Source organism: Halomonas meridiana (genome assembly GCF_009846525.1).
In the GTDB taxonomy this organism is placed as follows: Bacteria; Pseudomonadota; Gammaproteobacteria; order Pseudomonadales; family Halomonadaceae; genus Vreelandella.
In genome coordinates, this window is record NZ_CP024621.1 from 2,197,696 (window position 1) to 2,217,309 (window position 19,614).

At 59.9% G+C, this 19,614-nt stretch carries 18 protein-coding genes and 1 pseudogene; 5 read left to right on the top strand and 14 right to left on the bottom strand.

Going from position 1 to position 19,614, the window contains the following annotated elements; genetic code table 11:
* Positions 1 to 11 precede the first annotated feature (11 nt).
* The 3 genes from CTT34_RS10700 to CTT34_RS10710 are packed head-to-tail and all read left to right on the top strand — an operon-like array spanning position 12 to position 3,743.
* Positions 12 to 2,354 (top strand): bifunctional diguanylate cyclase/phosphodiesterase, encoded by a 2,343-nt coding sequence (locus CTT34_RS10700; RefSeq protein ID WP_159342429.1) that lies wholly within the window; start codon positions 12 to 14, stop codon positions 2,352 to 2,354.
* A 17-nt stretch (positions 2,355 to 2,371) separates the two neighbouring features.
* Entirely contained in the window at positions 2,372 to 3,229 is an 858-nt protein-coding gene (locus tag CTT34_RS10705) for a DUF3034 family protein (protein WP_159342430.1), read from the top strand.
* A gap of 52 nt (positions 3,230 to 3,281) precedes the next feature.
* Positions 3,282 to 3,743 carry a group I truncated hemoglobin gene (locus CTT34_RS10710; RefSeq protein ID WP_159342431.1) on the top strand — a complete coding sequence of 154 codons (462 nt, stop codon included), beginning with the start codon at positions 3,282 to 3,284 and terminating at the stop codon, positions 3,741 to 3,743.
* On the opposite strand, the gene CTT34_RS10715 is transcribed toward CTT34_RS10710, so the two are convergent.
* The 4 genes from CTT34_RS10715 to CTT34_RS10725 form a co-directional block, all read right to left on the bottom strand.
* The gene (locus CTT34_RS10715) at positions 3,727 to 4,860 is read right to left on the bottom strand and encodes a GGDEF domain-containing protein (RefSeq protein WP_254436365.1); all 1,134 of its coding nucleotides are present in this window, start codon (positions 4,858 to 4,860) and stop codon (positions 3,727 to 3,729) included. The genes CTT34_RS10710 and CTT34_RS10715 overlap by 17 nt on opposite strands.
* Positions 4,860 to 5,366, bottom strand: coding sequence for a hypothetical protein (locus CTT34_RS18480; protein WP_254436366.1), 507 nt, complete (start codon positions 5,364 to 5,366; stop codon positions 4,860 to 4,862). The genes CTT34_RS10715 and CTT34_RS18480 overlap by 1 nt, the downstream gene beginning before the upstream one ends.
* A gap of 298 nt (positions 5,367 to 5,664) precedes the next feature.
* On the bottom strand, positions 5,665 to 5,790 hold the full coding sequence (gene ccoM, locus CTT34_RS18640) for a cytochrome c oxidase subunit CcoM (protein ID WP_290441362.1): 126 nt from the start codon (positions 5,788 to 5,790) through the stop codon (positions 5,665 to 5,667).
* Positions 5,791 to 5,925: 135 nt separating this feature from the next.
* The gene (locus tag CTT34_RS10725; protein ID WP_159342432.1) at positions 5,926 to 6,444 is read right to left on the bottom strand and encodes an FKBP-type peptidyl-prolyl cis-trans isomerase; all 519 of its coding nucleotides are present in this window, start codon (positions 6,442 to 6,444) and stop codon (positions 5,926 to 5,928) included.
* 132 nt (positions 6,445 to 6,576) lie between these two features.
* Between CTT34_RS10725 and CTT34_RS10730 the strand changes: the two genes are divergently transcribed.
* Positions 6,577 to 7,947, top strand: coding sequence for an AmpG family muropeptide MFS transporter (locus CTT34_RS10730; protein WP_159342433.1), 1,371 nt, complete (start codon positions 6,577 to 6,579; stop codon positions 7,945 to 7,947).
* A 15-nt stretch (positions 7,948 to 7,962) separates the two neighbouring features.
* Here CTT34_RS10730 and CTT34_RS10735 read toward each other — a convergent pair whose 3' ends face one another.
* Complete coding sequence (locus CTT34_RS10735; protein ID WP_159342434.1) at positions 7,963 to 9,783, bottom strand: SEC-C domain-containing protein; 1,821 nt, start codon at positions 9,781 to 9,783, stop codon at positions 7,963 to 7,965.
* Positions 9,784 to 9,905: 122 nt separating this feature from the next.
* A pseudogene (locus CTT34_RS10740) lies at positions 9,906 to 11,152 on the bottom strand (ABC1 kinase family protein).
* A 187-nt stretch (positions 11,153 to 11,339) separates the two neighbouring features.
* On the opposite strand from CTT34_RS10740, the gene CTT34_RS10745 reads away from it, so the two are divergent.
* The gene (locus tag CTT34_RS10745; RefSeq protein ID WP_159342435.1) at positions 11,340 to 13,304 is read left to right on the top strand and encodes a DNA topoisomerase III; all 1,965 of its coding nucleotides are present in this window, start codon (positions 11,340 to 11,342) and stop codon (positions 13,302 to 13,304) included.
* Here CTT34_RS10745 and CTT34_RS10750 read toward each other — a convergent pair.
* From CTT34_RS10750 to CTT34_RS10785, 8 genes are all read right to left on the bottom strand, one after another.
* Positions 13,301 to 13,864: a histidine phosphatase family protein gene (locus tag CTT34_RS10750; protein ID WP_159342436.1), complete on the bottom strand. Its 564-nt coding sequence runs from the start codon at positions 13,862 to 13,864 to the stop codon at positions 13,301 to 13,303. The genes CTT34_RS10745 and CTT34_RS10750 overlap by 4 nt on opposite strands.
* A 30-nt stretch (positions 13,865 to 13,894) precedes the next feature.
* Positions 13,895 to 14,284 (bottom strand): hypothetical protein, encoded by a 390-nt coding sequence (locus CTT34_RS10755; protein WP_159342437.1) that lies wholly within the window; start codon positions 14,282 to 14,284, stop codon positions 13,895 to 13,897.
* A 126-nt stretch (positions 14,285 to 14,410) separates the two neighbouring features.
* Complete coding sequence (locus CTT34_RS10760) at positions 14,411 to 14,650, bottom strand: hypothetical protein (protein ID WP_159342438.1); 240 nt, start codon at positions 14,648 to 14,650, stop codon at positions 14,411 to 14,413.
* Positions 14,651 to 14,714: 64 nt separating this feature from the next.
* Positions 14,715 to 16,022, bottom strand: coding sequence for a S8 family serine peptidase (locus CTT34_RS10765; protein ID WP_254436367.1), 1,308 nt, complete (start codon positions 16,020 to 16,022; stop codon positions 14,715 to 14,717).
* Between the two features lie 108 nt (positions 16,023 to 16,130).
* Positions 16,131 to 16,919 (bottom strand): type I methionyl aminopeptidase, encoded by a 789-nt coding sequence (gene map / locus CTT34_RS10770; RefSeq protein WP_159342439.1) that lies wholly within the window; start codon positions 16,917 to 16,919, stop codon positions 16,131 to 16,133.
* On the bottom strand, positions 16,912 to 17,118 hold the full coding sequence (locus CTT34_RS10775; protein WP_159342440.1) for a ParD-like family protein: 207 nt from the start codon (positions 17,116 to 17,118) through the stop codon (positions 16,912 to 16,914). The genes map and CTT34_RS10775 overlap by 8 nt, the downstream gene beginning before the upstream one ends.
* A gap of 87 nt (positions 17,119 to 17,205) precedes the next feature.
* Positions 17,206 to 18,570 (bottom strand): CHAD domain-containing protein, encoded by a 1,365-nt coding sequence (locus CTT34_RS10780; RefSeq protein WP_159342441.1) that lies wholly within the window; start codon positions 18,568 to 18,570, stop codon positions 17,206 to 17,208.
* A 78-nt stretch (positions 18,571 to 18,648) separates the two neighbouring features.
* On the bottom strand, positions 18,649 to 19,446 hold the full coding sequence (locus CTT34_RS10785) for a M48 family metallopeptidase (RefSeq protein WP_159342442.1): 798 nt from the start codon (positions 19,444 to 19,446) through the stop codon (positions 18,649 to 18,651).
* Positions 19,447 to 19,614: the final 168 nt, after the last annotated feature.

Genomic DNA, 19,614 nt, shown 5'->3' on the forward strand with positions numbered 1-19,614 from the left:
ACGAGATGACCATGCGCTTTCGCACGCGACTCACGATAGTTCTGTTGACGGTTGTGATCATTTCGCAACTGGCAACGGGCGTCGCGTTTTTGCGCGCGACGCAAAACGATGCACTGGCGAAAGGCAACCAGCGTTTGGAGGTGGGCGCCCGCGTGTTTCAACAGCTGTTGAGCATTCGTGGCGAGCAGCTGTTGGGTAACGTGGCCATCCTCGCCGACGACTTTGGCTTCAAAAGTGCCGTCGCCACCCAGGATACGGCAACCCTTTATTCGGTGCTGGCCAACCACGGTGACCGTGCCCAGGCCGACATGGTGATGCTCAGCGATTTGAGCGGTAACATTCTGGCCAGCAGCCACCATGAACAGAACAGTGCCATGCCCTTTCCAGGCCTGTTCCAGCGTGCTCAGCAAACCGGTAGCGGCGTCGGCGTGGTGATCGATAATGGCGAACCTTATGAGTTCGTGCTGTTACCGGTGCGCGCACCCAACCTGATTGGATGGATCGGCATGGGGTTTCTGATCAACGAAAACGTGACCGAAGAGATCAATGCGCTCACCGGGCTGGAAATCAGCATTGTCACCTATAACGCCAGCGGCGATATCAGCTATCTCGCCAGCTCCCACCAAGAGCAGCTCGCCATGAGTTTAATGAGCGATAGTGGCTCTCAGCTGATGGAGGGTGCCTACACCACCAGCAACCAGCTATCGCTGGACGATGACTACCTCTCTTACGCAACGACGCTCATGGCAAACCAGCGGTATCAATCCTTTGCCCTCATTCAGCTCTCCCGGAATGAGCTGTTGGGTGCATACAGCCAGCTACAGTGGCAGCTACTGAGCATCGTCGCGCTGATGGTACTGCTCACCCTGGCCGTGGCGCTATGGAGTGCACGCAGTATCAGCAGGCCGCTGATTGCGTTAGCGCAGGCCGCGAAGCGTATCGGTCAGGGCGAGCGCATCGATGACATTTCGAGCGGCAGCACGGTGACCGAGACCAATCAACTGGCGACGACGCTGCTCTCCATGCAGGAGGACATTGCCGAGCGGGAGGCCTCACTGCTCCACCAGTCGCGTCACGATCTGCTGACCAACCTACCCAACCGGGTCAGTGCCTTCGAAGATCTCCAGCGTTTTATCGTATTGGGGAAGCCTTTTACGCTGCTGCGTTTGTCCATCAATGACTTTCGCGACATCAACGACACCTTCGGTTACGAACTCGGCGACCACCTGTTAGTGACCTTGGCCGACCGTTTACAGCGCTTGGGCGCTCCCGTGGAAAAAGCGTACCGCCTGGATGGTGATGAGCTCATGCTGATGATCGACGCGCCCGAGTTACGCGAGCACATGCGCGAAGAGATCATCGCAGAGATCAGCGAGCCGGTGAGTCTGGAAAAATCGCTGATCGTCCCAGCGCTCTCTGCCGGTGAGGTCAACTACCCCGTCCATGGCGATAACGCGCAGCTACTGCTGCGCCGCTCGGATATCGCCCTCGACCAAGCGCGCCGCCATCGTCGCCCTCACGAGCGCTACGTCGAGGGTCAAGACGAGCAGCACCTGCGCCAGCTGATGCTGATTCGCGATCTCCAGGAAGCCGTCGACAACGGCGAACTATGGATGGCCTACCAGCCCAAAGTCGATACCATCACGGGCAACGTTTGCCAATTCGAAGCACTGATGCGCTGGCGTCATCCAACGCTCGGCTTTGTGCCTCCCGACGAATTCATCGGTTTGGCCGAGCGCTCGGGCAATATTGGACTGCTCTCCGACTGGATGCTGGCCCACGTATGTGAGCAGCTTTACCACTGGAAACGCCAGGGGCGGCATCTTTCGGTAGCGATCAACCTCTCCGCAAGCGATGTCATCGATCCTGGCCTGCCGATGCACATCCATGAGTTGTTCGAGAGTTATGGCTTGACGCCCGACCAGCTCGCGCTGGAAGTCACCGAAAGTGCCGTGATGCAGGATGTGAATGCCGCCACCGAAACGCTGATGGCGCTCAGCCAAATGGGACTGAAAATTGCCGTGGATGACTACGGCACCGGCTACTCGTCGCTGGCACAAATCAGACGGCTGCCGGTGGATGAGCTGAAAATCGACAAATCGTTCGTCTTGACGCTGGATACTCAGCAAGAAGATCTCACCATCGTTCGCTCGACCATCGAAATGGGCCACCACCTTGGGCTCAAGATCGTCGCCGAAGGCGTCGAGAACAGCACCAGTGCGGCGCTATTGAGCCAACTGCACTGCGATTATCTTCAGGGGTACTGGATCTCCAAACCCATGCCAGCGGAGGCCGTTACCGACTGGCTGGACCAATTCAAGACGCTATCACTCTCAGCCGCGGTCACTCACTAATTAAAACAGGGGACACTATGCGCAACACCGGCTCATCAAAACGGCGCGCGATCGTCGCGGCGACCGCACTTGGCGCGCTACTGGCTGCCACCGCTAGCATGGCGGGCAGCCGTATCCTAGGCACCGGTGCGGTCAGTGCCATCGAGGGAGCCGCGGGGGGCGGCCTTTCTCCTTGGGCCGTGCTGTCTAGCACCGCCAGCGACGACGAAATAGGCGTCACCGCAGCGGCAACGCGGGCGTGGGTCGATGACTACCAGCTCACCGTGACGGGCGCCAACGTCAATCTCCATGACCGTATGGAGTTTTCCATCGCCCGTCAGACCTTCGAGCTATCGACGCTGGGCGGAGAGCTGGAGCAGGACATTTATGGCGCTAAAGTCCGCCTCTTTGGCGATGTGCTCTACCACCCGCTCGGCGTGTGGAGCGCTGGCGTGATGCACAAGCGCTTGGTGGATGGCACCGTACCTACGGCGCTCGGTGCCGATGACGTGAACGGTACCGACGCCTATCTCAGTGCAAGCAAACTACTCTTCAACGCCTTCCTGGGTCGGAACGTGCTGCTCAACGGCACGTTGCGCAATACCTCGGCCAACCAAGGCGGCCTGCTGGGCTTTGGCGGCGACCAGGGCGGCCACGCCTGGATGGCAGAGGGCAGTGTCGGGGTCTTCGTAACACCGAGTTGGGTCGTGGGTACCGAATATCGTCAAAAGCCGGATAACCTGAGCGTTGCCGACGAAGAGGATTGGCAGAGCGTCTACAGCGCATACTTCTTCAACAAACACGTGTCGCTGACCGGCGCCTGGCTGGATTTGGGCGATATTGCGGGGCTGCCCTCTCAGCGTGGCGGCTACCTCTCCTTACAGGCGGCCTTCTAAACCGCTCTCGCGCTTCACGCGCCACGAAAAAGACGACGAAAAAGGAACCGCCATGAGACTGCATCACTCTTTGCAAAGCATTTCGCGGGGCACGCTAGTGGCCGGGGCGCTGGTCGGCGTGTTGGCGCTGGCCGGGTGTGCCCAGCACGCACAGCAGGCCACGCTGTATGAACGTATGGGCGGCCAGCCCACTATCGATGCGGTGGTCGAGAACTTGCTTTACCGCATTGCCGATGACGAGGAGATCGTCAGCTACTTTGCCAACAGCAATATCGACCTGTTCGCTGCTTCGCTAGCAACGCAGCTCTGCGATGTGGCCGACGGCCCCTGTCAGTACGATGGCCCGCCCATGGACCGCGCTCACCAAACCATGGGCATCACCGATGCGCACTTTAACCGCGTGGTGGAGTACCTGGACGCCGCCATGATCGAAGAGAACGTCCCCCTCGCCGCGCGTAACGATATGCTGGGCCGTCTAGCACCGATGTACGACGACGTCATGCGCTTGCAGTGATTTGCCAGCCATCTCGCCCAGCGGTTTTCACTTGATAAAGCGCTTTGTCGGCCGCTGCATAGGCCCCAGCAAAGGAGGTGGCATCGGCCACAAAGCGCGCGCCCCCAATGCTCAAAGTCAAATCTTTATTATCAGGATGCGCAGGATGAGGACATTGGGCGGCCTCTAACCCCACCTGCAGCGCCTCACAAAATTGGGTTAGCGCTTGGTCGCTGGGGCATGGCAGCAGCGCCGCGAACTCATCGCCTCCCAGCCGGTAGAGCCGGGCCTCTTCGCCCAGGGCATCCTCCAGCAGCGTCGCCAGTCGGCGGAGCAGGCGATCTCCCTCAGGGTGACCGAGGGCATCGTTGTACTGCTTGAAAAAATCGATATCGACCAGAATCAGCCCCATGGAGCGCCCCGAATACCTCGCCACGTCCTGATAGAGCGCGCTCCGATTACCGATGCCGGTCAGCGGGTCGCGCATGGCCCTGGCCATCCAGGCAAATTTTTCTGCGTTCGCTCGCTCGGTGCGTTTGAGCTGACGTTGGTGCATGACCCAGAACAGCAGGCCAAGGGCAAAAATCAGCACACTGGAGTAGGTCATTACTTGGTTGTGACGGCGAGTGCTGGATGAAAAGTCGTTGATGGCCATACCACGACGGTCGAGCTGATTCATTTCGATACTGGTCAAGCACTGCACCGGTACGAACAGCGCGTGGGCGGCGTCGAAGGGGTCGATTTGCTCGGTGTCGAGCAGGTCGGCGATGTCATCCATGAGCGCTAGACTGGGGGCGGTGCAGGCGTACTTCTGCCGATAGATATCTACGTCGAAGAGCCCATAGGCTAATTCCAACGAGTGGCGGGCATTGCCAACCTCCAACGGCGACGTCGCGACGAGCAGCTCCTCTTGGGCACGCTGCACGTACCCCCGAGCCCGGGTGGCCAACTGCTGGCCCGTCAGGCTGCCGGTCTGGCTAAAGTACGCCTGGATTTCCGGATAGACCCAGCGTGCTTCGTAGACGATCAGCACCATCAGCCCCACGAAGCTCATCAAGCTCAGCGAGAGCCAGGTAAACAGCCTGCCCGATCTCCAGCGAACCGGCGGCTCGGGCGGCTTCTCAGGCTCGGTAGACATCACCACTGCGCCTCGATGCTACGAATCATCCAAATCCAGTCGTTGAAGTCGCGCAAGTTCTCGACATCGCGCCCCGTGTATTCACGCTCGACCAATCGAATCGGCCCCCGCGAGCGCAGGGTCAACGGCTCACCCTCCTCGATGGTCACCAAATACCAGGTCGGGTCATCCCAGCCCCCCAGGCTTACCTCGTAATCGTCCCAGGCGGTGAAGTGCAGCGTGGGCGGCACCTCGCCAAAATGCTCGATCAAAAAGTCACGAAAGGAGACCCCGCGCATCTCCACGTCGCGGCCTTGAAAGGGGTCGAAAACGGTAAAGCTCGTATCGGCGCGATCGCGCAGATCCCCCAGCGCGACTTTTTGTGTGGAATCACCATTGATCAGGCTAAGCGCCTGGGCACTGGCGCTGAGTGGCACGCCGACAAGCAGTAAAACGACGAGCCCCCTAGCTGCTTTTGAGAGCGCCCCACTGCAACGTAAGGACAAACGAGACAGAACAGCCTTCATCGCGGTCAGCTTCCTAGTTTGGTTTAGTGCACGATAGTGGTCGAGGCACTTTACCAGAGCATGACCGCCAATGCTTTTCAACGCCAATTAACACTCACGCTTCCGTCTTATTTCTCCTCAACCGTCTCTTACCTCTCCTCCTCCATGGCATGACGCGGTATAAACACGAGGCATAAAAAAGCCGGCCCATTGGGCCGGCAACAGGAAGCTTACACCTTGGCGTAAGCCCCCTCCCCTGACGACTGTCACAGCCGATTGGCTGGAGCCGTGTCGCGCTCGCGCTAAAGCATCGTCGGCGTCACGACTTTTTACGTTCGCCTTTGCGCAAATGATCGCGAATCACGAAACCTACCCAACCCACCATAAAAGCGATCACTAAAGCGACAGTGGCCAAGCCGAAAATAACAGCCTCGTCCCAGTACATAATGTTCCCCTCTCGCCGTGATGTATGGGGCCATCGTACTGCGTCCAGAAAAGAGGAAACTGACCTGGATCAAGCTTTACCAATGACCACCATGGCGGCGATCGCGAACTTGATGCAGGTCAGTTTTTTGGGGGCTTAAAGAACTTTGCGGTCTTCTACGCTACGGTGCTCGGTGCCTGGGGGCAGCGGGTGGCCTTTGGCAAGCTCGGCACGGGTCGCCTCACGAACGTCCAAAATCGTCACCTGATAGCGCAGCGTGTGGCCTGCCAACGGATGGTTGGTGTCCACGGTGACGTTATCGCCGTCGATGGCGAGCACCGTGACGATCTGCGGGCCAGCCTCACCCTCGGTCTGAAACCGGCTGCCGGGTTCGATCGCCGCACCGCCAAACGAGGCGCGGCTCACCTCTTGCACCAGGTCTTCGTTACGCACGCCATACGCGTCGGCGGGTGCCAGCGTAACGCGCAGCTCGTCGCCTGCCGTTTTACCGGCCAAATCACGCTCCAGGCCCGGCAGAATGTTGTCGTGGCCGTGCAGATACTCCAAAGGTTGTTGACGCGCCTGGGAGTCATCCAACACGCGGGTGCTGCCATCGCTGAGCACATCGCTAAGCACGTAGTGCAAGGTCACTACCTGATGGGCGGTAATCGACATGGAAAACTCCTCTCCGGTAAGCTGTCGGCTTTGTCATGGAACGCTGACCATGAACCCTAGACACAGTCTAACATCGTCGGGTTTTTCAGCGGGCCACGTCACCGATGTTTTCTTTTGGGAGTACGTCCTTACATGCCCACCCCGACTCCCCAGCGCAGTTGGCTGGCGGCGCTTGGTATTTACTGCAAAGCGCCAGTGATCACCATGCTGTTTTTAGGCTTTTCCGCTGGCCTGCCCTTTTTACTGGTGTTTTCCACGCTCTCTGCCTGGCTGCGTAGCGATGGCGTCGACGTTGCCGCTATCGGCTTTTTTGCCTGGATCGGGATGCTCTACTCGATCAAATTCTTCTGGGCACCTGTCGTGGACCGGCTTGCTCTACCGCTACTGACGCGGGCGTTTGGGCAACGACGAGGCTGGATGCTGCTGGCCCAAGGCATGATTGCCGCTGGCCTCATTGGCTTAGCGGGCGTCGACCCCGTGGGTAATTTGGGCTGGGTGGCCGCCTTTGCGCTGCTGGTGGCGTTTGGCTCTGCGACGCAGGATATTGCGATAGACGCTTACCGTATCGAATCCGCCAATGACGATGTCCAAGCGGCCATGGCCTCCACCTATATCATCGGCTATCGCGGCGGGCTGCTGGCGGCGGGTGCCGGTGCGCTGTATGTGGCTTCGGCGGTGTCGTGGCACGCCGCCTACCTCACCATGGCGGCTCTGGTCGGCATTGGCGTGCTCACCGTCTTGATTCGACCGGAGCCCCAACGCGCTTCGCTGACCGTGCAGCTCATCCACGAGCCCAAAGTGCGCGCCTTCATCCGCGACAGCCGGGGCCAGCCGAAACCGCTGCGGCGTATGGGCGCCTGGGTGATTGGCGCCATCGTGTGCCCGTTTACCGACTTCTTTCGTCGCTTTGGCGTGAAGGCGATGGGCATTTTGCTATTTATTGCCGTGTTTCGCATCAGCGACTTGGCCATGGCCTCAATGGCCAACCCGCTGTATATCGACTTGGGCTTTTCACTGGCGACCATTGCCAACGTCACCAATATATTTGGGATTGCCATGAGCATTGCCGGGGGGATTCTTGGCGGTCTACTGGTGGCCCGCTATGGCATTGGCCCACTGCTGATTTTTGGCGCAGGGCTGGTGATGGTCACCAACCTGTTGTTTGCGGTGCTTGCGCTGATTGGCAATCAGGTGCCGATGCTGGTGGTGACGATCATCGGTGATAACCTCGCTAACGGCCTCGCCAGCGCGGTATTCATCGCGTTTTTGTCGAGCTTGACCTCGCGCGCGTATACCGCCACGCAGTACGCGCTGTTTTCGTCACTGATGACGCTGCCAGGGAAATTCCTCAGCGGGTTTGGTGGGATCGTCGTGAGTGCCCAGGGCTATGCCACGTTCTTCGTTGTGGCCACGCTGCTCGGCCTACCCGCCATTGTGCTGGCGATCTGGATCAGCCGCGACAAGCAGCTCGTGCCTGCCCCGGTGAACGGGGCAGGCCAATAAGACCGTCAGGGAGGCTCAGCGGTGGTTGGCTAGCCACTCCAGCGCCCCAGGAGTCGTGCGCCACTGGTCACGCATCAGCGTGCGGTACTGCCATGCTTCGGCTCGGGAGCCAGGGTCGACCTGCCCATCGGCGTGGGGCATGGAAGGTCTGGGGTTCTCGGCGCAGATCAGCTCCAGTGCATGGCGGTTGTGTGCCATGACGTCTTGAATGGCGATTTCCGCCGCTGCCTGCTGGCCTAACCGATAGAGCGCCAGCGTGCGCCCCATCAGAAGCCCTAGCACCAATGAACCATCGTCTTTCTGGGGCTCTTCGGTCAGTGCCAGTGCCTCTTCGTTACGGTGGTCACGGAGCAACTGGTCCAGCACCAGTTCCCTCAGACCTAGGCTGTCTTCCTGATCGATCGCCAGCAGCTCTTCGGCCAGCTCCCGTGAGTGCTGGCGGGCACCGCGCTCCATCCCGACGACCAGCGCCAATCCGGTGCGCAGCAGCATGGCATTATCGGCGTCGTCCCAGCAAAGGCTGCCATCTCCGGCGGCGCGGGCCTGCTCCAACCAGCGAGACAAGCGTAACGCCAGTGGCTCTAGCAGCGTGGGAGCCATCCACGGCAAGCTGCCGAAGCGGCTGGTCAGCGCCAGCGTCAGATCCTGCACGACCTGGGGCGCGTCTAGCCATTCAGGATGCGCACACAGTGCCGACATCCACTCCACCGCATTACCCCAGGGGTCATCACGGAAGCCTAGCGCCACGTCTTCGTCCACCATGACCTGAAACTGCTCGTGCCAAGCGGCAAACAGCGTCTCTTCGCGGGCGGTAGTGGTGTAGTGCAGGCGGCCGGACTCGGCATCCTGCTCGATGGCGAGTTTGGGAGCCACGGGCAGCGCTGCCAGCAGCGCTTGTAGCGACACCAGCGGCGTCGCCATGTCTTCTTCGGCACTCAGCAGCTGATCGGCCAGTGTGGCACCGGGGTTATCCGCCAACGCGGCCAGGAATTCGAGCTGATCTTCGTCCAGGTCTCCCTGGCGCACCAATCGGCGGTACCAGAAGTTAGCCCGCTCTTTGGCCTCGGCTTCGTGGCCTTCGTGGAGCAGCAGCATGGCCTCGATGTAGGCCAGCGTCGGAGAGTCGGGCAGCGCCTGCTGGGCTTTGACGAACGCCGCGCGAGCGCTATCCAGATCGTCGTTATCCAGGTGCATCAAACATAGCCGCTCCAGAGCGACGCCGCGCAAAAAGAGCGGCCCTCGCTCCATCACGTCGTCCAGCAAGTCGGCACGCTTGCGAGTAAAGCCACGCTCTTGATAGATATCCAACAGGATCTCGAAGGCGGGTTCAGCCTGCTCCGGCAGGCGCGACCAGTCGCTGCCATCGAACAGCGACTCCAAAATCTGCATGGAACGGCCCGTCTGGCCGCTTTCAGCGGCGATCAGCCCGGCTTCCAGCAATGCTTGCGCCGGGGCCTGCTGGCTTTCCAGGGCCGCTTTCAGGGTCGCGCCTTTCCATTCGCGCAGCGAGAGCATCCACATCATCTGTTCGGGGATTTCCGTGGGAAAACTCACGCGGTAGCAGCACTGCTTGTACTTGCGTCCAGAATCGCACCAGCACGGCTCGTTGCGGCCGGGTGTCGCCAACGGCTCGCTAGCGAACGCCAGCCGCTCCAACGGCGTTTGCGACCACAGAATGGGCGCCAGCGCTTGTGCGGTCGCCAGATCGCCGTTGAATGCTTCAGCGCCGTCGGCACGTACCCACGTCATGAAATCGGGGTAGTGCTCCTGCTGCCTGATTGCCGAGAGTGCCCCAGAGGCAAATCCCAGCAGTTGATCGACCCATACCGCCAGCATTGCCGTCTCCACTGTCTTCAAGACTATTGATCGGTGAATCCAATTAAAAAGCGCAATAGTCTAGCACGGCTGGCGGTGCTACCGCAGCGGCAATCGGCCGGTAGCAGTTTGCACCGATAGGCTCAATCGGCACGCGCCCACGCCAGCAGCGGCTGGGTACGGCCATGCATGTCCAACCGGGCTTTTAGACGCACCAAATTCCAGTAGTGACCGTTGAGCGCTCGGGAGAGCAGCAGCGTATCAGCCGGGGGCTGCAAGCGGTCCATGGCCGCCCATACTTTGGGGGTGAGTTCCCGCAAGCGGCGGTGAACGCGCACGTCGCTAAAATCCTGCTCGCCGGGGGCAAACAGCGGCGTAATGCACTCGGCGGATTCCCGATACAGCGCCAGCGGCGCCCCTTGGCCCTGGCGGCCGCCCATCTTCATCAGCGCGTCATCCATGGCCATCGGGTCCTGGTCCAGGGTGGCATCCAGTAGCTGCATCATGGCTTTGAGCCGCGCTTCGGGGACGGGAATCACCGCGCCTAGATCGTAAATCACTAAACGGCCCTGCTCGTCACAGGCGAAATTGCCCGCGTGAGGGTCGGCGTGCAGTTCACGGTAGGTAAACAGCTCTTCGGTAATCCAGTCCGCCAGCGCCACCGCCACCTTTTGCCGGGTAGCGTCGTCAGCGCTCTCTAAATCCCGCAGCGGGGTGCCGTCGACAAAGCGCATGGCCAAGACGTGCTGGCCAGAGAGTTCGAACAAGGGCTCGGGAATCACTAACTCTGGGTGATCGTGATAACGCTCGCGGTAGCGGCCCAGCGCTTCGGCTTCGGCGTGGTAATCCAGCTCGTCACGCAGCCCGGCTGCCAGCTCCTCGAACAGCGCATCCAGCCGTGCTTGGGGCACCTTGAACCAGCGCCCCAGCCCCATGATGCGCCTGACTTGCTTGAGATCGCTCTCCAGCACGTCGGCAAGGCCGGGATACTGCACTTTGAGCACCACCGTCTCGCCGTCTAGCGTTACCGCTTTGTGAACTTGGCCCATGGAGGCGCTGGCAAAAGGTCGCTCTTCTATCTTACGGAAGTGCTGGTCGATATCACCGTATTGCATCACCAGCGCTTCGCGAATCTTTGGCCAGGGCATGGGCTCGGCCTGACGCTGTAAGCGCGCCAGCTCGTTGGCCAGGTCGGGGGGCAGCAAGTCATCCCACTGGGACATGATCTGCGCCAGCTTCATGGCCGGACCTTTCAACTCCGACAAGCCCTCGAAAAGCGCCTCGCCCAACGCCCGCCAATCCGTTTGGCCGCCTAGCCGCGTTTTTAGCAGGGCCCCCCCGTGCGGGCACCCAACCCGAATAAACGTCGTGTTCTACCGCGTTCGCGCATGAACATCACCTCTCAGTGTTTAGTGTCAGCTTACTCAATCCGCTAATTTTATACAAAAACTATACGAAAAAATGACGCACGACACCTTTCAAGTACCTGTATAAATTTTCACGCCTCGACGTTCAACCCACTGAGCGGCTTCTGCTACCATGACACTCTTTCAAAGACCGCTGCCAGGGCCTACCGTATGCGCTTGATTATCGCCGAGAAACCCAGCCTCGCCCGCGCCATTGCTGACGCCCTGCCCGGTGGCGGCAAGCGCCAGGAAAGCGCGATTGTGTGCGGCGATACCACGGTGACTTGGTGCCTGGGCCACCTGCTGGAGCAAGCTCCACCGGAAGCCTACGACCCCGCCGATAAACAGTGGCGCCTCGACCGGCTGCCCATCGTGCCCGGCACATGGCAACTCGCCCCGCGCCCTAAAGCCCGTGGCCAGCTCGCGGTGATTCGCAAATTGATCAAACAGGCGACCAGCGTGGTGCACGCTGGCGACCCGGACCGCGAAGGCCAACTGCTGGTGCAAGAGGTGATCGAGCATTTGAAATACCGTGGCCCAGTGCAGCGGCTCTTGATCAGCGACCTCAACCGGCCAGCGGTCAGCCGCGCGCTGGCTAGCCTGCGGTCGAATGCTGAGTTTCAGCCGCTGTTTCAGGCCGCCCAGGCGCGCTCCCGGGCCGATTGGCTATACGGTATCAACCTGACGCGCGCTTGGACGCTCACCGGCCGCCAGGCCGGGCACGATGGCGTGCTCTCGGTGGGTCGGGTACAAACCCCGGTGCTGGGGCTAATCGTCCGGCGAGACAACAGTATCCGTGATTTCAAACCCTACCCGTTCTACCCGCTTTGGGTAGACCTACAGGTAGCGCAGGGGCAACTGCGCGCGTGGTGGGCACCGAAAGCCCATCAACCGCTGGATGAGCAAGGGCGACTGACGGACCGCACGCCCGCCGATGCCCTGGCCGCTCAGCTCCCCGGCGTGCACGGCACGCTCACCCAACTAGAACAACAAGAAAAGCGACAAGCGCCACCGCTGCCCTACTCGCTCTCAGCCCTGCAGGTAGACGCCGCCCGCCGCTTTGGGCTTTCTGCGCAGATGGTGCTGGATATCTGCCAGCGGCTATACGAACAGCACAAGCTGATTACCTACCCTCGCTCCGACTGCCGCTACCTGCCCGAAGAGCACCTGGCGCTTGCCCAACGCAGCCTCTCCGGTGCCTGCCAGAATGACGACACGCTACGAGGATGGCTTCAAGGGGCCGACTTTACCCTGCGCTCGAAAGCCTGGAACGACAAGCAGGTGGGCGCGCACCACGCCTTAGCACCGACCGGCAAGCCCGCCGATCTCAGCCAGCTTTCCGCCACCGAAGGCCATGTGTTTCGGCTGATCGTGCGCAACGTCATGGCGCAGTTCTACCGCCCGCTGCGCACCTTCGAAGTGAAAGCCGAGTTCACCCTGCTGAACGAAGCCTTCCGCGCGCGCGGCCAAAGCATCCTCGATCCTGGCTGGAAGCCGCTGTTCACCACCCGCGAAGACACCCCGCCGCTGCCGCCACTCACCCAAGGCGAGGCCTGCCAGGCCCTTGGCGCAGGCGTGGAGGAAAAAGAGACCCGGCCACCAGAACCGTTCACCGATGCCAGCCTGATCAAAGCGATGATGAACATTGGTCGCTACGTGGAGGACCCAGAGGTGCGCCGCACACTGCGCGACACCGATGGCCTGGGCACCGAAGCCACCCGCGCAGGCATCATTGAAACCCTGGTGCAACGCGGCTACCTGGTGCGCCAGCAAAAAGCGCTACGCGCCACCAAACTCGGCTGCGCGCTGATCGCCGCCCTGCCCAGCGCCGTCAGCACACCGGAACGCACCGCCCTTTGGGAGCAACGCCTGCGAGCGATCTCTGAGCAGCAAGACGACCCCAACGCCTTCCAGCACGCGCTGCTGGAAGACTTACGCGCCCTGCTCGGCCAAAGCGACGCGGCTAAATTGCGCCACAGCCTACAAACCGCCCAAGGCGAAGCTGGTGCCCCTGCCAAACGCAGCGGCGCCTCTAAGAAAAGCTATACGCGGCGTAAAAGTACGAGCGGTAAGACAACCACGGGAAGCCGCAGCAGTACGGCGGGGAAGCGGCGAACTAAGAAAACAACGGTCTAGGGTATTAACGGTCGATTGACGAAGCCAACGGTCACCTGTTCGCCAATCGAAAGATGCGTCAAACCACAATTATGATGAGGGAAGCGCGTTTTGCTCGGTAGCGCTAAAAAGTTATTCAATAGCTCACGAATCATATGCCCGTGAGTCACCACCAAAATTCGTGGATATTGCTGAGATAACAACAGATCTTTTGCGTGTTCAACGCGTTGCAAGAAAGCCCCCGGCGACTCATCGCTACAAGGCACTGGAACACCACTGGACAACTTCTGGTAGCCAACAGGCATCAGCGGCACCTCGCTGGTGAGTACCAGTTGGCCTTCTGCTAGACACGGATGTATCTCAAACGGTAGAGAACTGGCGTCTAAAAAAGGCTGCACTGTCTTCACAGCTCGTGAAAGAGGCGAGCAAAGAATTGCATCAAGCCTCAAGGAAAGCAGCCCGCTAACAATAGCGTGAGCTTGCTCGCATCCCAGTGCCGTTAGCGTTTCATCCATCCCGCTAGAAAGCCGCCCCTCCTGGTTAGATAGCGTTTCCGCGTGACGCAGTAAAAAAATATCCATTTGCATTACGTTGGTCAGAGAGCCAAATCGTTATAGAAACCACCAAACTACCAAAAGCAGCGCGTAAACGATCAGTGACATAAGTGTAACAGGCCCAAGTAAGCGTACTTTTTTGCCTTTAAAGACAGCGCCATCTTCGCCTTCTAAGGCCACTGCGCGACCAGCAAATTGCTTGTATTGCCAACTTGCAGATAATTCGAAGATTGCGAACAGTATTACGATGATGGTGCCGATCATCTGCGCTTGAAACGCCAGCTCTATTGCCTGCACACGGCATTGATCTAACAGTGAATAATGCGCCGTCAGGAGCCCAATAGTAAACGCGGCACAGACGCCCATCATCGCAAATCGAATAGCACCTAAGTGTCGGAGCTGATTCATTAGCTCAGCGTATTGCAAATCGATCGAAAGGGGAGGCATGGCTTAGCCCTTCTGTACTTGGCGAGATGGACGCTGTCCCTATACTGACCTCGCCTCAGTACACAAGCCGCTTTGGTGCATGACCATAGGAAGTTCGGTTGTTTGCTGTAATGATAATGCTACTCCTCACCACGTCTCACTCGCCCCTGGCGGGCCGATATCCATTGGCATATCCGGTGAAATATCTAACACGCCTTGAATCTGTTTTAGACGCTCCGCCGTGGCTTCGTCGGCGGCACCGGTAATGCAGCCGATTTCCTCTAGCACTTCTCGAACCGTCAGGCCTTCCGCGCTGAGGCGGGTGGCGATGTCATGGATGGGCTGATCGCTGGAAATCGTGATCAACCATAGCGTGACCGTTGCCATGGTACGTCTCTCCACAGATCGTGCGTTGGGCGTTTGGAAAGAACCGCCCAGCGCGGCGTGATGGTTAAGGGGCCTGCACCAGACCTATGCCCACTTGCGTGTCAGGTAGGGGCAAAGGTTTGGCCGACGCTACTAACTGCTCCCAAAGCTTTCGCCCACGTAGGGAGGCATCCGACTGCGCCCAGAGGGCGGCACAACCCGCCACGTGCGGAGCGGCCATGCTGGTGCCGCTGATCGATTTATGCCGCGTGGGCCGGGGCCACGACGAAAAAACATCTCGGCCAGGGGCGGCAATGTCGATTTTGCCATGATTGGAAAAGTTGGAAGGCGATAAGTTGGGATCTAAGGAAGCCACCGACATCACCGTAGGCGAGTTGGCGGGCGCGCCCGTTTGCATGGCGGCATTCCCCGCTGCGGCAATCACCAGGCAGCCGTTACGCAACGCCGCTGCCCCGGCATGGGTGTAGGCGGCTTGCACCGGGCTTTGGCTCCCTAACGACATCGAAATTACTTCACAGCGGTTGGTAATCGCCCAGTTCAGACCCGCCAGCACTCCGGCTCCGGTACTGCTGCCTGAGTTGGTGAGCACCTTACCCACCAGAATTTGCGCTTCATAAGCAATGCCGTAACGCGGCGTGGTATCACCTGGGCTTTGGGGGCCACAGGCTGTGCCAATACAGTGGGTGCCGTGCCCGTTCATATCCTGCACGGCCTCTCCTACAAACGAGCGGGTCACGAATTCTCTGCCGGCGAAATCCGTGTGCCCCAGATCCATACCGGTATCCAACACGGCGACTTTAATGCCCGACCCGCTCCAGCGGCTTTGCGGCACTTTACAACGGCTCAATCCCCACGTGAGCCGAAGCGCCGCTTCAAGCTCTGAAGCCCCCTCTTGGGCATCCAGTTCAACGCCTAAATCCCGTGCAATAGTCGTGGCAGCGCGTAAAAAGCCGCGCAAGTACTCGGAATTCTCTGAAAACGCAAAGTACTCCGGTTCGATGATGTCGACGGGGCTATCCGCCGCAAGCGTATCCAACACGCTCATCCCGTGCTGCTCTATGGCATCACCGCCAATCAGCGCCACGCCAATTTCGGGAAACACCATGGCTTCTGCGTCGCCGGCGTCTTCCAGGCTCACCGCTTGGTCGGTAAAGTCGCGGGCATCCGCCACGCGGAAATGCTGGGCTTTGAGTGCCTGGATGCCCGCTTCCACATGGCCATCGCGGTAGCTAATCAAAAAGCGCCCGGTCTCTAGACAGCTTCCCCCACGTTCCAAGGCATCCAGCAGTAGCTTTTCGGTGCCACACGAGACCGTGGCACGTGGCGGCGTTGTGGGCGTCGTGCCGCTACCTATCGGTTTTTTCGCCATCATCGACATCCTTTTCTTTGCGCATCAACAAAAAACGGCGGGCTACGAATCAGTGTCCGCCGTTTCAGCTTAACGCACCTGAGGCGCTTCGCCAGGAAGCGAGGCGTTGGCTCAGTCGTCGAAGGCAGGCATGCGCTCATCATCGCGCAGCGTGAGCACCTCTACGCCGCTTGCCGTGACAGCCACGGTATGCTCCCACTGCGCCGAGAGCTTCTCATCGCTGGTCACCACGGTCCAGCCGTCGCGTTTGGTTTTGATCTTGGCGTTGCCCATGTTCACCATCGGCTCGATGGTGAACACCATACCCTCTTTCAACGTGAGGCCTTTGCCTGGCTTACCGTAGTGCAGCACCTGAGGCGCTTCATGCATGTCGCGCCCGATGCCGTGGCCGCAGTATTCGCGGACGATGGCGTAACCGTGGCGCTCGGCATGGCGTTGAATGGCATGCCCCACGTCTCCCAGCGTGGCACCGGGTTTGACGGCATGAATGCCTCGCCACATGGCTTCGTAGGTCGTATCGACCAGCCGTTGGGCATTGGGAGTGACCGTGCCCACCAAATAGGTTTTGCTGGCATCGGCGATAAAGCCGTTTTTCTCAAGCGTGATGTCGACGTTGACGATATCGCCTGAGGCCAACCGCTGGGTTTCAGAAGGAATGCCGTGGCACACCACATGGTTCACCGAGGCATTGAGCACGTAGGGGTAACCGTACTGGCCTTTACTTGCCGGGCGCGCCTTCACTACATCGACGATGTAGCGTTCGGCCCAGCGGTTGATATCCATCGTGGAAATACCCGGCTCAATGCGTGCGTCTAAATAGCCAAACACCTGCGCCAGCAGCCGACCCGCTTCACGCAGTAACTGAAGCTCTTCGGGTGTTTTCAGCGTCACCCTACTCACCCATCACCATCCTGATATCCACGTCGGCTTGCTTCATTTGCTCCCGCATGATGTCAGAAAAGGTCAGGCCGGGGTTCGCCTCCGCCAGCATGCCGATTTTGATCCAGTACTCCGCCTGGGCATTGATGGAGCGCACCATCACACCGCTCGCTTTACGCAGCTCTTCATGCAGCTGGTCGTTGATTTTGACGATCCCCATGGCAACCTCGATATATGTTTCGAATACGAAATGTATACGAATCATATATACCCTTGGCACAAGCGGCAAGCCGCCGCGAAGCAGGGGCTAATGGCGCGGGAGCGGTGCCCACGCCAGCACTTTTTGGCGCAGCATCTGCTTTTGGGATGCCAGTGCGGCTTGCCACTCGGCGCACTCCTGGCGCTCTGGTCCGTTGGTTTCGGTGCGTGCACTAAACGCTTCCAGCCAAGCTTGGCGTACGCAAAGATCCTGATAGCGACCCAATACTCGCTGACGGCGTTTCAACTCCTTCAAGAACGATGTAGAAGTCATCGGGTGCAGGTCGGCCAAATAACGAAGACGCTTCACGTCCTTGCGTAGGTCATGAAACGATGCGTCAGGGTCGTCGATCGAGAGCGCCGCCAGCGCCTTTTGATGCTGCTTCACCCGCTCATCGAGCACTGCTTGAATGCGTTTGGGAGACAGCTTGGCCAGCGCCTGCCTACACGCCTTTGACGCTAGCCAGCGCTGCCACTCCTCAAGGGCCTCGGGGTAGCCCGGCGCATTCAACTGCTGGCACAGCGCCACGTGCTCCCTCCGTTGGCAGCTCTGTAACCACTGGCGCAGGTGCTGCTGGGTCGAGGTCGAGAGGGGGACCTCGATGTCATCGAGATCAGCCAGCACCACATCGAGATCGCGCAGGTCGCTGGTGGCGCGGGCGTGCCGCTTGAGCTGCGTTAGCCACGGCTTCCACCCAGACACCTTAGTGATGGCGCGAATCGATTCCAGCATCGCCCGGCTGCGGCGCAGGCTCACCCGGTATTGATGAAGAAACTCAGGGTCGACACCCGCCATCACGCCGGGTTTCAGCGCCTTCACCCGCTGGTGTTGATACACCAACGCCTCATGCAAGCGGTTTGCAACATCGCCATTGGCTTGGGGCGGCTCGTCGGCACGACGCTGGAACAGCGCGTAGCTGGCGGTATCAGGCGTTAAGCCACCGGTGAGCGTGGCACTGCCCGGCTCTAGCGCGTTCCAGGGGGCATCAGGCAAGGTGAAATGCAGCACGCTGCCAGTGGGTAGCGAGGGAGGCGCGTCGTCGTCGAGCCACTGCGCCAGCTCGACCAAGGCGGGATTATGGCCAATCACCAATACCCGCTCGGTGTCATTGGGCAAGGCTTTGAGCCACGCGAGCAGCGCATCGCCGTCGAAGGTGTAAAGCGCGTCATCCAGCAGCACATGGCGATCTAATTGACGCTGAAGATGCAGCGATTCGATGACATCGAAGGTTTGTCGGGTACGTAACGCCGTGCTCACACAAACCTTACCCGTCAACGACTGCCAGCGCTGTAGTACATACGCCATGGCGTGTGCTTGGCGCACGCCACGCTTGCTCAACGGGCGTTGATGGTCGGTCATCTCGCCGCTGGGCTGTTGGGCTTTGGCGTGCCGCATTAACGTGAGGTGCCGCATGGGAGGCCTCCCAAGCTAAAGGTCATGAGCCAAGTTTAGACCAGCCATCGCTTTGCAGGGCAACGGCGCGTTGCTCGCTCAGCACTGCGCCGGCGCCACGCTGCGAAAAGTCTCCGTGGCCTCTTCCAGCGCCCCTTGCAGCGACCGAATGCGCGATTCGTGTGCCGGGTGTGTCGATAAAAACTCCGGAGGCTGGCCATCACTAGCCGTCGCCATGTTCTGCCACAGCGCCACGCTCTGCTGGGGGTCGAAGCCCGCGCGGGCCATGATCTCCAGGCCCATCAAGTCGGCTTCTTCTTCGTGGGTACGGCTGAACGGCAGGCTGATGCCCAACTGGGCCCCTACGCCCAGCGCCTGCATCAACTGCTGGCTGCCAAACTCGCCCTCCCCCAGAAACCCCACCACCAGTAGCACGGCTTTAATGCCGAGCTGCTGGGTCAAGCGCTCGTTGCCGTGGTCGGCCAACACGTGGGCGACTTCATGCCCCATCACTGCGGCAAGCTGGGCCGGGGTTTCCGCCACCCGTAGCAGGCCGCTATGCACCCCAATGCGGCCACCCGGCAGCGCGAAGGCGTTGGGAGATGGATCCTCGAACACCACCACCTCCCAACGCTCGGGGAAATCGAGCCCTGGGTAGCTCGCTTGCGCACCCGCCACTACTTTTTGCGCCACGCACTGCACTAGTTGGTTTGCTTGCGCATCGCGGCTGATGGGCTGAGTGTTGCGTAGCTGATTGAAGGTATCTGCGCCCATGTCTGCCATCAGCGGGCCGGGGACCAGGGCCAGTTGGGAGCGCCCGGTGGGCGTTTCATCACAGCCCGCCAGTAACGCCAGCAGCGCGAGCCAGAAAAGGGGTCGTACATATCGCTTTTGCATAAACAAGGGTCGCCTACATCAAGAAACGTACGCCAGAGTATACGGCGCTTTGCAGGCCTGTCGCGCGTCGCGCTGTGTTTACATTCCGCCTCTATGCTGGATATCAAGCGCACAAGCAGGCATGGTGGTGGTATTGCTTACCATTAACGAACCAACAGGAGATGACGC

Bases quoted from the DNA above. Each gene is read 5' to 3' on its own strand.
- CTT34_RS10700 (WP_159342429.1), top strand. From the start codon at position 12: ATGCGCTTTCGCACGCGACTCACGATAGTTCTGTTGACGGTTGTGATC.
- CTT34_RS10705 (WP_159342430.1), top strand. From the start codon at position 2,372: ATGCGCAACACCGGCTCATCAAAACGGCGCGCGATCGTCGCGGCGACC.
- CTT34_RS10710 (WP_159342431.1), top strand. From the start codon at position 3,282: ATGAGACTGCATCACTCTTTGCAAAGCATTTCGCGGGGCACGCTAGTG.
- CTT34_RS10715 (WP_254436365.1), bottom strand. From the start codon at position 4,860: ATGTCTACCGAGCCTGAGAAGCCGCCCGAGCCGCCGGTTCGCTGGAGA.
- CTT34_RS18480 (WP_254436366.1), bottom strand. From the start codon at position 5,366: ATGAAGGCTGTTCTGTCTCGTTTGTCCTTACGTTGCAGTGGGGCGCTC.
- ccoM (WP_290441362.1), bottom strand. From the start codon at position 5,790: ATGTACTGGGACGAGGCTGTTATTTTCGGCTTGGCCACTGTCGCTTTA.
- CTT34_RS10725 (WP_159342432.1), bottom strand. From the start codon at position 6,444: ATGTCGATTACCGCCCATCAGGTAGTGACCTTGCACTACGTGCTTAGC.
- CTT34_RS10730 (WP_159342433.1), top strand. From the start codon at position 6,577: ATGCCCACCCCGACTCCCCAGCGCAGTTGGCTGGCGGCGCTTGGTATT.
- CTT34_RS10735 (WP_159342434.1), bottom strand. From the start codon at position 9,783: ATGCTGGCGGTATGGGTCGATCAACTGCTGGGATTTGCCTCTGGGGCA.
- CTT34_RS10745 (WP_159342435.1), top strand. From the start codon at position 11,340: ATGCGCTTGATTATCGCCGAGAAACCCAGCCTCGCCCGCGCCATTGCT.
- CTT34_RS10750 (WP_159342436.1), bottom strand. From the start codon at position 13,864: ATGGATATTTTTTTACTGCGTCACGCGGAAACGCTATCTAACCAGGAG.
- CTT34_RS10755 (WP_159342437.1), bottom strand. From the start codon at position 14,284: ATGCCTCCCCTTTCGATCGATTTGCAATACGCTGAGCTAATGAATCAG.
- CTT34_RS10760 (WP_159342438.1), bottom strand. From the start codon at position 14,650: ATGGCAACGGTCACGCTATGGTTGATCACGATTTCCAGCGATCAGCCC.
- CTT34_RS10765 (WP_254436367.1), bottom strand. From the start codon at position 16,022: ATGATGGCGAAAAAACCGATAGGTAGCGGCACGACGCCCACAACGCCG.
- CTT34_RS10775 (WP_159342440.1), bottom strand. From the start codon at position 17,118: ATGGGGATCGTCAAAATCAACGACCAGCTGCATGAAGAGCTGCGTAAA.
- CTT34_RS10780 (WP_159342441.1), bottom strand. From the start codon at position 18,570: ATGCGGCACCTCACGTTAATGCGGCACGCCAAAGCCCAACAGCCCAGC.
- CTT34_RS10785 (WP_159342442.1), bottom strand. From the start codon at position 19,446: ATGCAAAAGCGATATGTACGACCCCTTTTCTGGCTCGCGCTGCTGGCG.